Here is a 14,872-nt window from a genome sequence, read left to right as displayed (position 1 = left end):
TGTTCCACGAAAAGGCTTGGTTGACGGCTCTTGCCTTCTCACGAATCCCCTTCTCATCATATAAGTGAAAGGGAGTCGGGAACTCGGCAACAATCGCTTCTAAGTCTTCTTTATTAATAAATGGTGTTTTCATAAGTTTCCTTCTATTCTATTTGCAAAGAAAGGCTGGGACTATCGTTCCAACCTTTAGTTCTATCTCTTATTTATCTTCATCAAAGATATTGCCAACCTCAACATCGATGGCTTGATTCTTGACATCAATATTGGTTACCTTCAAGAGTGACTTATAGTCAAACTGCTTTTCGCGTTCTTCTTGAGCATTGTCCGCAAAGACCGCTACACCAGCCAATTCTGAATCAAACTCACGCAAGAGACTAATCATCCCGTTGACCGTTCCGCCACCTTTCAAGAAGTCGTCCACAATCAAAACACGGCTGCCTGCCTTGAGACTGCGTTTTGAAAGGAACATTTTTTCAATGCGGTCACCACTTGAACCTGAAACATAGTTGACACTAACAGTTGAACCTTCGGTAATTTTCAGGTCACGGCGTACAATGACAAAGGGAACATTGAGGACATTGGCAACTGCATTTGCAAGTGGCACACCCTTGGTCGCTACTGTCATAACCGCATCAATTTTTTGGTCCATAAAGCTCTTGGCAATAATGCGACCAATATTTTTCAAGATGGCTGGTGTGCTAAGTAAATCGGACAGGTAGATGTAACCACCTGGCAAGATACGGTCACTTTCTGACAACTTGGCACGCAAATCTTCAACCATTTCCTTGGCATCATGACTTGAGATTGATGGTGTGAAGATGACACCTCCACCAGCCCCAGTCACAGTCTGAATATGACCGATTTCAATTTCCTCAAAGGCTCGTTTGATAATGACGATATCTTCTGAGATGGATGATTTAGCGGATTCGTACTTTTCAGCAAAAGTATTGAGACTAGTTAGTTTATAAGGATGATTAATTAAATAGTTGGAAATGACAACCATCCGATCACTTCTTCTTAATTTCATTTCTATTTCCTACTTCATTTAATTTTGATATTTTATCTATTATACCATATTCACATAAAAAAACGAACATTCTTGTCCTAAAAAATGCTCATTTTTCTTAAATTATTAATCTAAATCTGGTTTATAGAAGGAACGATTATCCATAGCGAAGATTTTATTGGTCATCTCTCCTTTATCCACCAAAGCCAGAGCTGTTGACATCATCATCATGCTTGCATCCAGATTGTCAATCATATGGATAATCTCTGCTTCCATAATGCGTGGACGGACTGGACTTCCATACTCAAGTAAGCCGTGGTGACTAAGGATGACGTGACGAAGCAGAACGACTTCTTCCTTGGTATCATCAATGCCGAGTTCCATAACTGTCTTGGTAATTTCACTATCAATCAGAGCGATATGTCCAAGAAGATTACCTCGCACTGTATACTCAGTCTGATCTGGTCCCGTCAACTCAATAACTTTAGCTAAGTCATGTAGCATAATCCCCGCATAGAGCAGGCTCTTATTGAGCTGAGGATAGATCTCGCTAATGGCATCTGCCAAACGCACCATGGTCGCCGTATGATAGGCCAAGCCCGTTTCAAAGGCATGGTGGTTGGTCTTGGCAGCTGGATAAGAATAGAATTCCTTATCATACTTGGTGTAGAGATTTCGGACAATTCGTTGCCAGACAGGATTTTCAATTTTGAAAATCATTTGCGACATGTAGTCACGGATTTCCTTGACATCAACTGGTGACTTGACCTTAAAATCAGCTGGATCATTGGGTTCGCCAGGTTGAGGCAAGCGGAGGGTAATTTGATTGACTTGAGGGGTGTTGTTATAAACTTCTCGGCGACCTTTCATGTGGACAACCTTACCTGCAGTAAAGGCCTCAACGTTATGAGGTTGGGCATCCCAGAGCTTTCCATCAATCTCGCCACTATCATCTTGGAAGGTAAAAGCTAGGTAATTTTTCCCAGCGCGAGTTTGTCTCAGGTCAGCTGATTTGATTAGGTAAAAGCCTTCAAATAGCTCATCTTTTCTCATGTGACTAATCTTCATATTCTTCCTCATTTTCTTGGAAATGGAGTAGATCAAGCGCAGGCTCACCTTCTGACAACTCAATGTGACGGAGCGTACGCTCGATAGCTGTGGTACGACGGTTTAATAATTCATCAATATTGCCAGAGGCATGTTGGAGATGTTTTTGTGCCTTGACCAGAATGCCACCAAACTTGCCAAACTCGGTCTTGACACTAGCAAGAGTCTTGCTGATATGGTCGGCACTCTTTTGGATATTGAGAGTCTTGAAGCCAACTGATAGGGAATTGAGCAGGGCTGATAGGGTACTTGGACCTGCGACAATAATCTGCTCCTCCCGCCTCAAATCATCAAAGAAGACCGGATTGCGGACGATTTCTGAGTAGAGACCTTCTGTTGGAACAAACAAAACTCCAAAATTGGTTGTCCGAGGTGGTGCTATGTACTTGTTCCTGATGTCCTTGGCAAAGCGCTTGACGCTTGCTAAAAGCGATTTACGACAGCGTTCGATTTCGTCCTTGTCACCTGCTTCATAGGCTTCTGCCAAGCGGTAATAATCTGCCAGTGGAAACTTGGAGTCAATCGGTAAGTAGACATATTCCTGGTCGCCTTGCCCAGGTAACTTGATAGCGTACTCCACTCGTTCACTGGAGTTTTCAACTGTTGCGTATTCTCGTTCATACTGGGCAGGGGTCATGATGTCCTCAATAATTTGCCCCAGTTGCAATTCTCCCAGAATCCCTCGTGTCTTGGTTCCAGAGAGAACCTTGTTGAGGGCGCCGACATCACGGGCAACTGTCTGCATTTCTCCAAGGCCTCGATTGACAGACTCCAGTTGCTTGGAAACTGTCTCAAAGGAAGCCTGCAATCGTGTCTGTAAGGTCTTTTCTAGTTTTTCCTCGACTGTCTGGCGCATTTGTTCCAAACGTTGCTCATTGGATTCCTGCAGGGCTTGAAGACGTTGGTCGGTCTTGTCTCTGGTTTGGAGGAGATTATCTGTCATTTCTTGACGGACTTGCGTCAGGCCTTGGTGCAATTCGATTCGGACTTCTTGCAAGCGGTCGCTGACAGCCACTTCCAAGTCTTTTTGATCTAACTGGCTGGCTTGTCGGGCTTGTTCAAAGCGATAATCCAACTGGTCTGACAAGTGATCTGCCTGATCCTCCAAGCTCTTGCTGAGATGTTTTTCCTGCTTAGCCTGCCTTTGCCAAATCAGAAAGAGTCCAGCTAGGTTGGCAAGCAATAATAGAACAAGTAAACTTTCCATCCTACCTCCTGTCCTTGCTATGCAGTACAACCACATAGCCATCTGGGCAAGTCACCGACACTTCCCTATCTATATATTCGTTAGAAGCGTACACTTTTTTAAAGAAAAAATTTTCCCCTGTCAACTCATACTTGGCTCCGAGAATGGTCAGCTGGCTATCCCGAACTGGCATAAAGGCTAGATAGTCATAGTCCGAGCGAGGTTCTAGCTGACTGGTCCCTTCTGGACAATAGGCAATCAAGTTTTGCCCATCCTCAATTTCTATCTGGCGCATATAGGGTGCTAATTTGGGATTGCTAGGCAGAAAGACATTGGCTAGCATATGATCAATACGACCACCCAAAGCACCGAAAATAGTGATCTGAGCCTGAGGATTTTGCTCAAAGATGGTCAAGAGAGCCAATTCCAAATCTGTATCATCCTTTTCTGGTCGGGTTTGGACAAAATACTGGGCACGTTTTTGAATCACCTGTCGCTCTTCTTCCGTCACAGAATCAAAATCTCCAACCGCTAGAGCAATAGGAAGGTTTTCTTCCAGGACCCATAGCGACGCCCCGATCCACACCAACAAAAGCATCAAAATCCGTTCGATAATGTCCGCGGTCTCCACCGGCAAAAACGGCAACCCTAGTCCAGTTGTTTTCTGAGAGTTTGTACTCGCTCATTGACATCTCCCTTAAAGACATAGGAACCTGCTACAAAAACGGTCGCACCAGCTTCTTTGGCTTGGGCAATAGTTTGATCATCAATCCCGCCATCAACTTCAATCTCAAATTTCAAACCTTTTTCATCACGAAGGGCAACCAACTCACGAACCTTATCCATGGTCTCTGGTAGAAAGGCTTGCCCACCAAAACCTGGATTAACTGTCATGACTAAGACTTGGTCAACTAGATGAAGGATGTGCTTAATCGCCTCGACAGGCGTACCAGGATTGATAACAACAGAAGGTTTGACACCGAGTGAGCGAATTTTTTGGAGGGCGCCATGAATATGAGGCGTTGCTTCTACATGGATACTGATGATATCTGCTCCCGCACGCGCAAAATCTTCTAAATGATGCTCTGGGTTTGACACCATCAAGTGGCAATCGAAAACCATCTTACTATGAGGACGAAGGCTCTCGACCACACCTGCACCAAAACTTATTTGTGGTACAAAGTGACCATCCATGATATCGATATGGGCATATTCTGCACCAGTTGCTTCTAGGCGTTTGATTTCACGTTCAAAGTTGGCATAATCTGCTGCCAGAATTGACGGAGCAATCTTGTATTGAGACATAGGTTTCTCCTTATTTTGGAATTTTTTTGCTGACTTTTTTATAGGTTTCTCTGCGATTTTCAATCTCACTGAGGAATTGCAGGTAGTTGTCAAAACGGAAGCTGGCAATAGTTCCTTCTTCCACTGCTGGCTTGACCGCACAAGAAGGCTCATGGGTATGGGTACAAGTGCGGAATTTACAGTCTCGACTGACAGTGGCAATCTCTGGAAAGGCCTGATTGAGGTCTTCAGCCGTTGATACTTCATAGTCCAAGGATGAAAATCCCGGTGTATCTGCGATTTTGCCCCCATTGAGGTTGTAAAAACTAACTGCTCGAGTAGTGTGGCGCCCGCGACCCAGACTGTCTGAGATTTCTCCCGTTTCAAGCTTAAGGTCTGGTGCGATTTTATTGAGAAGAGTTGATTTCCCAACACCCGTCTGCCCCATAAAGACCGTAACCTTGCCTGTTAACAAAGGAAGGAGTCCCTCTTTACTGGTCACAAAGTCATAGCCGATGTCACCATAAGTCTGCTGGTAAAAATCCAGTTCTTCCCTATCTTCCAACAAGTCCATCTTGGAAATATAGACGATGGGATGGATGCCCTTGTGCTCCAAAAGAACCAAGAAACGATCCAACAAATTGCTGTTGAAATCAGGTTCCTTGACAGACATAATCACCACAGCTTGGTCAATATTGACAATAGGCGGACGGACCAGACTGTTTTTCCGTTCATGAATCTTGAGGATATAGCCTTCTGAATTTTCCTCGGCAGAAAAATCTACCCAGTCCCCAACGTAAGGAGTATGGCCTTTTTTACGGAAATTTCCACGCGCGCGTGTTTGATAGACCTGGCCATCACTCTCTACATAGTAGAACCCAGCCAAGGCTTTAATGATTTGTCCCTGCATTTTAAAGTCCTTGTCCTTTAAGCGCATCTGCTAGGCTGGCAAACTCTTCCAAGCTGAGAGCTTCCCCACGCACACTTGGTGACAAACCTGCTTGGTCCAAAGCCTTGGTCAGCTTGTCCTTGACCTCTTCAGTCTTGCCAAAGTAACCTGTCAAGTTATTCCACAAGGTCTTGCGGCGATGAGTAAAACTAGCCTTGGAAACCTTAAAGAAGAAGTTCTCATCTTCTACTACTACGGCTGGCTCTGGACGACGCACCATTTTCAAAATGGCTGAGTCCACGTTTGGCGCTGGCACAAAGACAGTCCGAGGCACGATAAAGGCAACCTTGGCAGTCATGTAGTACTGCACCGCAATCGACAAGCTACCATAAGCCTTGGTATTCGGCTGAGCGGAGATGCGATCCGCCACTTCTTTCTGCATCATAACCACAAACTCACTAAAAGGAATCCCACTCTCGATTAGGTGCATGAGAATAGGCGTCGTGATGTAGTAGGGTAAGTTAGCCACTACCTTGATTGGCAGGTCAGGATTTTTGAAATTCTGGATATGTTGCGCCAAGTCAACCTTGAGAATGTCCTCGTTGACCACGGTCACATTATCAAAATCACGCAAGGTATCTGCCAAAATCGGCACCAAACGGTGGTCAATCTCAAAGGCCTTGACCTCTGCTGCACGCTCAGCCAGAAACTCCGTCAAGGCACCAATCCCTGGCCCAATTTCGATAACATTAACCTGGTCATCAATTTCAGCCGTATCCACGATTTTTTGAAGAATATTAGTATCCGTCAAGAAATTTTGCCCGAAAGACTTTTTAAAGGTAAAACCGTGACGCTCCAGCACTGCCTTGGTCACGCTATAATCTGCAATTCTCATCTATTCTCTTTTCTATTATCTGTTACTACTATTGTAACACATTCCCCTTGTATTTTGGGGTCTGTTTAGCTGTTCTCATAACTTTTCATAGCTTCTTCCACTTCTGCCAAAGTAACCCCAAACAACTCTAAGCGTTTGAGGAGTTGCTTGCCGTTGGAATAGCCGATTCGGAGAGCCTCTCCTAGATATTCTCGTCGCTTACGGCTATCTGCTCCCGCTAGAAAGCCAAGGCGAATCAAGTCGCTACGACTGATGTCAAACTGACTCTCATATTCAAATTGTTCTGTCACCTGAGCTAGAGCCGTTTTCAGGTCTTCATAACTGGCATGCTCAATTCCCAGAGAACGCCCCTTGGTTTTGGACTTAGGAACAGCTTCATCTCGTTTGAGGAAGGCATGCTGCACTGTCGGAACGACCGTCATAATCATGCGACGAATCCGCTCCCCATTAAAATCTGGGTCTGTAAAAACAATGACTCCATGACGTTGATGAAGGCGCTGAATCCGCTCTATATCCTGCTCATTGATAGCAGAACCTCGGGTCTCATAGGTTTCTACATCGAAATGACGTTTGAGATTGGCCGTATCATCGCGACCTTCAACTACGATGACTTGGGAAATTTTTTCTTTCATTACTTACTGTCCAATCCAAAAACCCTTTCTGCATTTGCAGTTGTTACCGCCGCCAGCTCTTCTGTCGTCATACCACGCAAGTCAGCGATAAAGTCCACTACATAGCGAGTATAGGCTGTTTTATTTTCACGACCACGTTTAGGAACAGGAGCCAAGTAGGGAGCATCCGTTTCCACCAAAATCTTGTCCAAAGGTAACTCTTTAGCTGCTTCTTGGATGTCAGTTGCCTTCTTAAAAGTCACCACTCCTGAGAAGGAAATGGTCATTCCAAGCTCGACAAACTTCTCTGCCCATTCAAGAGTTCCTGAGAAAGAATGCATGATACCACCTCGAGGACCAACGCCCTCACTTTTGATAATCTCATAAGTATCTTCCAGCGCATCACGGGTATGGACCACAAAAGGCAAATCCAAGTCCTTAGATAGCTGAATCTGACGGCGAAAAACCTGCTCCTGCACCTCTTTGGGCGCTGTCATCCAATGATAATCCAAACCAATCTCACCTAAAGCCACAACCTTGGGGTGCTTGAGCTTACCAAGCAAGTAGGCTTCAATCTCCTCTGTGTAAGTTCCAGCTTCTGTCGGATGCCAACCGATAGTCGCATAGAGCTGGTCATACTCATCTACCAACTCCAAGGCACGCTCAATCGTCGGTTTATCAAAACCCACAATATTCATCTGTGTCACACCCATCTCAGCAGCCAAGGCAATTTCTTCTGCCTCACGACCTGCAAATTCTTCTACATTCAAGTGTGTATGTGTATCAAAAATCATCTCTTCTAACCTCGTTTTCTATCTACTATTATACCAAAAAAGAGGAGGGGCACCCAATTTTTCGGTTTCCCTCCTCTCTTCAATAGAGAGCTATTCTGCTAGCTTTTCTATCCGATATTGCCCATCTCCTGTCCCACAGTTAGAGACAGAAGAGACTGGTTACATTGATAGAATATCCCTATTCATCTAAAGTGTGTGATTATCTTGGGTTCTCTCTTCTCTCGCCCATCAGTAGGATTGATGACTTCTCCAAATCCCCCTTATAATCTAGCTTTAAGTAGAGAATAGAATTTTCTAGCTGTCCTATTTTCTACGTCTAGCCTTTCTTCCTAGCAAAGCAAAACCACTTGTTGCCGCCACTAGACCAAGACTAGCAAGTGCTGCACTTGATGCTGAACCTGTGTTAGGTAATTGTTTGCCAGCAGGTGACTGGTAGGTAACATCTTGCATTGTTCCTGCAGTTGCTTGCGGTGCACTTGTTGCCTGAGGAGCAGCGGCATTAGGAGCCACCGGTTTCTTAGGAATTGTAACACTAGCAATTGCTTGCAAGCCAATCGTTTCTGCTTCCTTCACATCTTCTACAGTTTTGGCAGTTTCAATCGCTTTGAGAGCTGATTCTTTTTCTGCTTCCACTTTTGCTAAAAGTTCTGCTTGTTCTTTATCAGAAAGCGATGCATCTTTGATTTCATCCTGCTTGTCCTTGGCAGCTTTTTCAATGGCATTTTTAGCTGATTCTTTTGCATTTGCTAATGCTTCAGCATTTGCTTGTGCATCAGATGATGAATGAATGTCGTCTCCATAACTATATCCTGAATATGGTTGTGGATTAACTGCCTTAATCTCTCCTACCACTGTGTTAACAATATCTTGAACTTCTTTTACTATAGTTGCCTTACGAACATCTTCAATAGCTTTCGCTTTTAATTCTTCGATTGTCTTAATCGCTTCTGCTTTTTGTGATGATGTTAAGCCTTTATTATTGTTAATTGCATTAATTTGATCTTTAGCAGCTTGTTCGATTTCTGCGATTGCTTTCGCTTTTTCTTCGTCTAGTTCGTCTAGCTTAGAAGTATCAACTGGTTTAACATCTTCTGCAGGATTATTAGGTTTTGGATTGAAGTTCTGAATGTTTTCAGCAGCGGCAGCTCCAATTGCTTTAGCTGTTCCAGAACTTGTAGCATTATCGATTTGTGTATTAGCGTCATCTTTTGCTTTATTCACTTTATCGGTTGCTGCTTTCTTTTCATCGTCTGATAAATCCGTACGCTTATTGATTTCATCATTCTTAGCATTAGCCGCTTCTTCTACATGTTTTTTAGCTTCTTCTTTCGCTTCAGCAAGGTTGTTGCCTGGATTAGCATTTTCTAATGATTCTACTACTACAACTGGGACTTTTACAGTTACTTTGCTTCCATCTGCTAAAGTGATTTCAACTTCGGCTTCTTTATTTCCAGTTTCAGTTGTAGATGGTTTTTTTATACTATTAACAACCATATCTTCTGTTAGAACTAACTGCTTTTTAATATCTTCGTCAGTTAAAGGTTGTCCTTTTTCAACAGTAACTACGCCTGCTACAAGAGCATTTTGAACTGATAACTCTGGTAAGTCAGAAACTAAATCTTCACCTTTTAAAGTTACCGCTGGATCGGTATTCTCGTCGGTAGGAGTAGTGTCTGTTTTTGCTTTCACCACATCTCCGGAGTCCAATTTTCCAATCGGTGTTGTAACACTACCATCATCGTCTACTGTTACTTGTTCTCGAGCTACCGTTGGATTTCCATTGGCATCTTTATTAGCTTCCACAATAGCTGTTTTAACTTCTTCTTTTTCAGTATCTGTTAATTTTTTCGGATTAACAACTTCAACTGGTTTTGCAGGTTTTTTCAACTTTTGAGTCACTACATCGCCTGCTGGTAAATTCCCGTTATTATTCGTTTTTACATTACCCTTGTCATCTACATGTACATCATCTGGAGCTAAATTCGAATCTTTGTTTGCTTCAGAAACAGCTTTCTGAACTTCTTTTTGTTCGTCAGTCGTTAAGTGATTTGGATCCGTAACTGTAACTGGTGCGGTTGGTTTATTCAAGGCTGGAACAATTACATCCTTTGGTGATAAATAACCTTTAGGAGATGTTACATTACCCTTGTCATCAACTGTAATATCATCGTCTGATAGATTTGGATTAGCGTTTTTAACAGCAGCTTTAACAGCAGCTTTTTCAGGATCTGTTAAGTGATTGAGATCTTTTACCTTCACTTTTTCTTGTGGTGCATTTAATTTTTTAGATTTGTCTTTGATATCTGTTGGAGTATGAACACCAGCAATTGCTTGTTTACCAGCTGTTGTCGCCTTTGCTATATCTTCTGCTGTAGTTGCTTGAGTGATGTTGTCTTCTTGAGCTTCCTTAACTTTGTCAACTTTTTGTTTTAAAGCATCTTTTTCTGACTCAGTTAAACCGTTATCTGCATCAATTTCTTTCTTTTCAGCTTCGGCTGCTTCTGTTAAGTTGGCTTTGGCCTTGTCTTTAACTTTATCAATATCTACTGTATGAACAGCTGCAATTGCTTGTTTACCGTCATTAGTTGCAGCCGTTACTTCATCTGATGTATCAGCAGCTTCAACAGCTTTTTCTGCTGTTTCTTTGACTTTATCAACCTCTTTTTTCTTTTGAACTTTTGTATCTGGATCCAAGGTCAAGTCTGATTCGATTTCTTTCTTTTCGGCTTCCGCTGCTGTTTCTAATTCTTTTTTCGCTTCAGCTTTCTTCTTATCTAACTCTGATTGATGAACAGCTTTAATTGCTTGTTCTCCTTTTTGCTTAGCGTCTTCGATATCTTTAACAGTAGTCTTTGCATCGATGTTGTCTATTGCATCATTTTTTGCTTTTTCTACTTTTTTATTTAATTCTTCTTTTTCTGAATCATCTAAAGAATTATCTGCTTTAATATCTTCTTTTTCTTTCTTAGCAACTTCTTCTAACTCTGCTTTAGCTTCTGTAGCTTTTTCGGCTTTTGTTTTAGGCTCTACAGTCTTATCAGCTGTAAGTTCATTATGTGAGTTGTCAGAGTATGTTACCGTTACTTTTCCTGTATTATCTACAGTTACTTTAATTTTAGTGTTCGTTTTTAAGCTTGGATTTGCTTCTTTAACTGCATTTTCTACTGCTGTTTTTTCTTTTTCTGTTAGACCTTTTGGATTATCAACTTTTACTTTTGTTGTTGGAGGATTTAATGGCGATTTCGCAGCGTCAGTTCCTTCTACTGGAACTTCAATATTCTCTGAACTACCATCATTATATGTGACTTTGACTTTCACGACTTTCTTATTTGCATTGTCACCTGTACCTGTTTCGATTCTTCCATCATTTAAGATTTCTTTCTTAGTTGGTTGTGGTTCTGAATCTGGTACTGTTACTGCGTTTTTGATTGCGTCTTGATCGTTTGGATCTGTTACATTTGTCGTTGTTTCTGGATCTACAGAAATTGCTACTGAACCATTCGTTACTGTTGGTGTTGCTTTCGCTGCGTCAGTTCCTTCTACTGGGACTTCAATATTTTCTGAACTACCATCACTATATGTGACTTTGACTTTCACGACTTTCTTATTTGCATTGTCACCTGTACCTGTTTCGATTCTTCCATCATTTAAGATTTCTTTATTAGTTGGTTGTGGTTCTGAGTCTGGTACTGTTACTGCGTTTTTGATTGCGTCTTGATCGTTTGGATCTGTTACATTTGTCGTTGTTTCTGGATCTACAGAAATTGCTACTGAACCATTCGTTACTGTTGGTGTTGTTTTAGACGCTTCAGATTGAACCACTTCTATTTGAATGTCTTTTGAAACATTTTCGTGTGTAACTGTTACTGGTACATATTTTTTACCCGATTCTTCTACTATCGGTTTACAGATTACTGTTGCGCCGTTTGGAATGCCTGTAATCTTAGCCTTGATTAGTTTTTGGTCCTCTGTTGAAACCACTGTTCCAGCGCTTGGCGCTACAGAAATAGGTACAGCCTTATCATCTACTTTGCCTAAAGTAAATTCTGCTTCTTTACCATTCAAGCCTGCTTTAGCTTCTACTAAAGTTTCTAATGCTTTATTTACTTGATCCTGTGTAGCATCAGTTTTATCTAATATTTTTTTAGCTTCTACTAATGCAGTATCATACGCTTGTTTCTTTGTGTTATCTTTTTCATTGGTATAAACTGGTAAATTTTTAACAGAATTCCCTTTATCATATTCTGCTTTTAATGCGTCTTTGTCTACTGGAATAGTTACTTTTTCACCCGGTTTTAATTCATTAATCGCTGTTTCTAACGCGGTAAATAAGTGTTCCACATTGCTTATAGCTTCATCTGCACCATTCGCTTTATCTAATACACTTTCTGCATTTCCTAACGCTGTATCAAATGCCTGTTGTTTTGTAGAATCTGCTGATGTATATTTTTCTGCTGGAGTACCGTCTTTTGGTTTGATTTTACGCGCTTCAGTAGCTAAATCTTGCAATTGTTTCATTTTACTATTTAACTGTTTAGCTTGTGAAACATAATCTTCTATATCTTCTTTAGAGCCACTACTGTCTATTAACTCTCTAAACGATTGTTTTTGCTTATTATTTAAGTATTGTAGGTTATCTATCTCTGATATAGCTTTTTTACGTTCACCTGCTAATTTTGCAAAGTTGACGATAGATTCCATTGCTCCAACACTTGGTGCGTTACCAATCTCTTTCTTATATTCGTTTCTCTCCTCTTCAGTTAAACCTGGAATATTATCAATCTCATTCTTATATTGCTCACGAAGTCTATCTGCTTCGTCTTTTGTGCGTTTTGCTAAAGCATCTGACGCTTCTTTTTGAGCTTTGTCCACTATATTAAGAATAGTTCCGTCTGTACTTGCAGGACCTACTTCAGTTGCTTTTTTTATCTGTTCTTTATATTCATCCTTTTTAGCTGTTGATAAATCTTCATCTGGAATATTGTTAATAGTCTCAGTTGCTTTTTCTTTAGCTTTTCGTAGATTTGTTTCTACAAAGCCAGCTACAACGCTATTTAAACGAGCTTGTGTTGCGTCACGATTATCGTCCGTATCTGTTTTCGTTGGAGTTGCCGCAGTATCAACATCAGCATCTCCCTGTTTTATTGTTGCAGAATTAATTTTCTTAATTGCACCATCTTTTTCTTCTTTCGTTAAATAATTAAGCGCATTAATCTTATCATTAGCTCCTTTTTTCATTTCAGCTAATTTAACAGCATTTTCAGTTGCTTTATCTGTCGCATTTTTCACAACTGCTTCAATATCAGCACGAGTAGATTTTTTTGCTATCTCATTTTTAAAATCAGTTTTCTCTTTTGGATATAAATTATCTAACGAGTCAATTAGTTTGTTTGCTTCAGCACGTGCGGCATCAACATCAAATTTAGGTTTTGCTTTTTCTTTGAATAGGTATACTTTAGGAACAATTCCTAAAGTTTTAAAAGGTCTTTCTTGGTCTATAGTAAGAAAATCTTGTCTTTTTCCTCCATCAGTTTTAAAATTAATAGTAGCCTTTCGGTTATCCTCTAAATTAAAGCTAACATTAGGCTTGAGATTATTTTTAGGTACAGCTCCGTCATATTCATTATAACCTGCATCAGTCAAATTTGCTTTTAAAAACTGATTTAAAGCCTTAGTTCTATCACTTACTTGAATGTTATCTAAATCATCTACTTCTACAGGATCAGTATAAAACTTAATACCATTATCACGTGTTACCAATCCATCAGCAGCAACAGTGTCTGTAGTTGGAGTTGATGGTGTTACAGGTTTTGGTGTTTCTGTTTCTGGTTCTGGTTTCTTATAAATCAACTTAGAACCTTCAATAGTATCAGCAGTGCCATCTTTATAAGTGATTGTCGCTGTTCCAGTCGTTTTATCAATCACAATTGAGTTTTTACCGCCTTCCACATTATCTTTAAAAGCATTATTAGTGGTTAAAAGATTACTGTTGTTATCCTGATTGACAGCCCAAATTTTATCCTTAATAGCATTTACTTCTTCATCTGTAAGTTTCGTTGGATTTGTAACTTCTGTACGTTCTGGTACTTTCGGTTCAAAAGCTTCATTTAGCTTATACAAGACTGGAAGCTTGACGGTTTCAACGTGCGCGTATTGTTGAGCGTTGGAAGGTTGATAAATTCCCATACCAATCGTTAGCTCTTTAGTCTTTTCGGGATCTTTTACTTTTGTCGTATAACTAACCTTTACAGTTTTAGCAGCTCTGGGTTCCCAATCAATATAGATACTCTGACTCTTGGATTGAAGGTCTTTCAGTCTGTTTCGAACATCAACAGGTTCATCCCTGTACCATCTATCATTATTAAGACCTAAAACTTTATTAAATTCTGCAGCTATACTCTGTGTAGGCCATTTTCCTAACTTTTCCCCAGTGGTGTCATTATTTTTCTTCCACGTAGTTGCATGTGTCCCTTGTACAAAACGTGAGTTTGTTCCCCAGCTACTCCAATTGTTAAATTCAGCAGTTCCGTTTGCATTTATTAGCGAAAATTTATTATCTTTCCCTAATTCTTCTGTTCCTTCTGGTACGGTAAACCAATGCATTGGTCGTCCGCTCCAAAATATTGATGGTTGCCCATCCTGATTTATAGGATTAAAAGTTAGAGTAACAGTAACGACTGGATTTTCTTTTGTGTACTTAGAAGTATCGACATCCATAAGAAAGACATTATAGATACTTGTTGAAGTACCTCTAAGTTTCTGAAAGTCCTCTCCGTGTGCAAAAACAGTAATATCAGTACCATTAGGTTGCGTGGTAGTTACTCCACTTGCCTTAACTATTTGGGACGAAGGAGCAAACACAGTAATGGCCCCAATCAAGCATGACGCCGCTCCAATGCTAAATTTACGGATAGAAAACTTCTCCAAACGGTTCCACATTTTCGGCGACTGCTTTTTAGCTTTCTTATACTTCATTATTTCATCTTTCTCCATTCATTTTTTTCTAAAAGATATGATTGTTTTATAAAAATATTCTTATAATAAATCAATCTTTTATATTGATGTACAAGTCCTATTTTACTATAAATCCCCCCNCCCGT

The 14,872-nt window shown here is 40.8% G+C and carries 8 protein-coding genes and 3 pseudogenes; all 11 read right to left on the bottom strand.

The window, feature by feature from the left end:
• Positions 1-133 (bottom strand): annotated as a pseudogene (locus tag SMIDD26_RS01470) (diaminopimelate decarboxylase); the annotation flags it as partial.
• A 66-nt stretch (positions 134-199) separates the two neighbouring features.
• A complete protein-coding gene (gene purR / locus SMIDD26_RS01465) occupies positions 200-1,027 on the bottom strand; it encodes a pur operon repressor (protein WP_001825276.1) in 828 nt (275 codons plus the stop codon).
• A 105-nt stretch (positions 1,028-1,132) separates the two neighbouring features.
• The gene (locus SMIDD26_RS01460; protein WP_061438684.1) at positions 1,133-2,074 is read right to left on the bottom strand and encodes a 3'-5' exoribonuclease YhaM family protein; all 942 of its coding nucleotides are present in this window, start codon (positions 2,072-2,074) and stop codon (positions 1,133-1,135) included.
• Entirely contained in the window at positions 2,064-3,320 is a 1,257-nt protein-coding gene (rmuC, locus tag SMIDD26_RS01455) for a DNA recombination protein RmuC (protein WP_061438683.1), read from the bottom strand. The genes SMIDD26_RS01460 and rmuC overlap by 11 nt, the downstream gene beginning before the upstream one ends.
• Position 3,321: 1 nt before the next feature.
• A pseudogene (locus SMIDD26_RS01450) lies at positions 3,322-3,985 on the bottom strand (thiamine diphosphokinase).
• Entirely contained in the window at positions 3,948-4,604 is a 657-nt protein-coding gene (gene rpe, locus SMIDD26_RS01445; protein WP_061438682.1) for a ribulose-phosphate 3-epimerase, read from the bottom strand. The pseudogene SMIDD26_RS01450 and the gene rpe overlap by 38 nt, the downstream one beginning before the upstream one ends.
• A gap of 10 nt (positions 4,605-4,614) precedes the next feature.
• Positions 4,615-5,493, bottom strand: a complete 879-nt coding sequence (rsgA, locus tag SMIDD26_RS01440; RefSeq protein ID WP_061438776.1) for a ribosome small subunit-dependent GTPase A — start codon at positions 5,491-5,493, stop codon at positions 4,615-4,617.
• A gap of 1 nt (position 5,494) precedes the next feature.
• The gene (gene rsmA, locus SMIDD26_RS01435) at positions 5,495-6,367 is read right to left on the bottom strand and encodes a 16S rRNA (adenine(1518)-N(6)/adenine(1519)-N(6))-dimethyltransferase RsmA (protein WP_061438681.1); all 873 of its coding nucleotides are present in this window, start codon (positions 6,365-6,367) and stop codon (positions 5,495-5,497) included.
• Positions 6,368-6,432: 65 nt separating this feature from the next.
• Positions 6,433-6,999, bottom strand: a complete 567-nt coding sequence (gene rnmV / locus SMIDD26_RS01430) for a ribonuclease M5 (RefSeq protein WP_061438680.1) — start codon at positions 6,997-6,999, stop codon at positions 6,433-6,435.
• Positions 6,999-7,772 carry a TatD family hydrolase gene (locus SMIDD26_RS01425; protein WP_061438679.1) on the bottom strand — a complete coding sequence of 258 codons (774 nt, stop codon included), beginning with the start codon at positions 7,770-7,772 and terminating at the stop codon, positions 6,999-7,001. Before SMIDD26_RS01425 ends, rnmV begins: the two co-directional genes overlap by 1 nt.
• 303 nt (positions 7,773-8,075) lie before the next feature.
• A pseudogene (locus SMIDD26_RS01420) lies at positions 8,076-14,699 on the bottom strand (DUF1542 domain-containing protein); the annotation flags it as partial.
• Positions 14,700-14,872: the final 173 nt, after the last annotated feature.

Source organism: Streptococcus mitis, from assembly GCF_001579035.1.
Classification (GTDB): domain Bacteria; phylum Bacillota; class Bacilli; order Lactobacillales; family Streptococcaceae; genus Streptococcus; species Streptococcus mitis_J.
The sequence above is the reverse complement of the archived record's forward strand: the minus strand, read 5'-3'. Positions and strand labels throughout refer to the sequence as shown.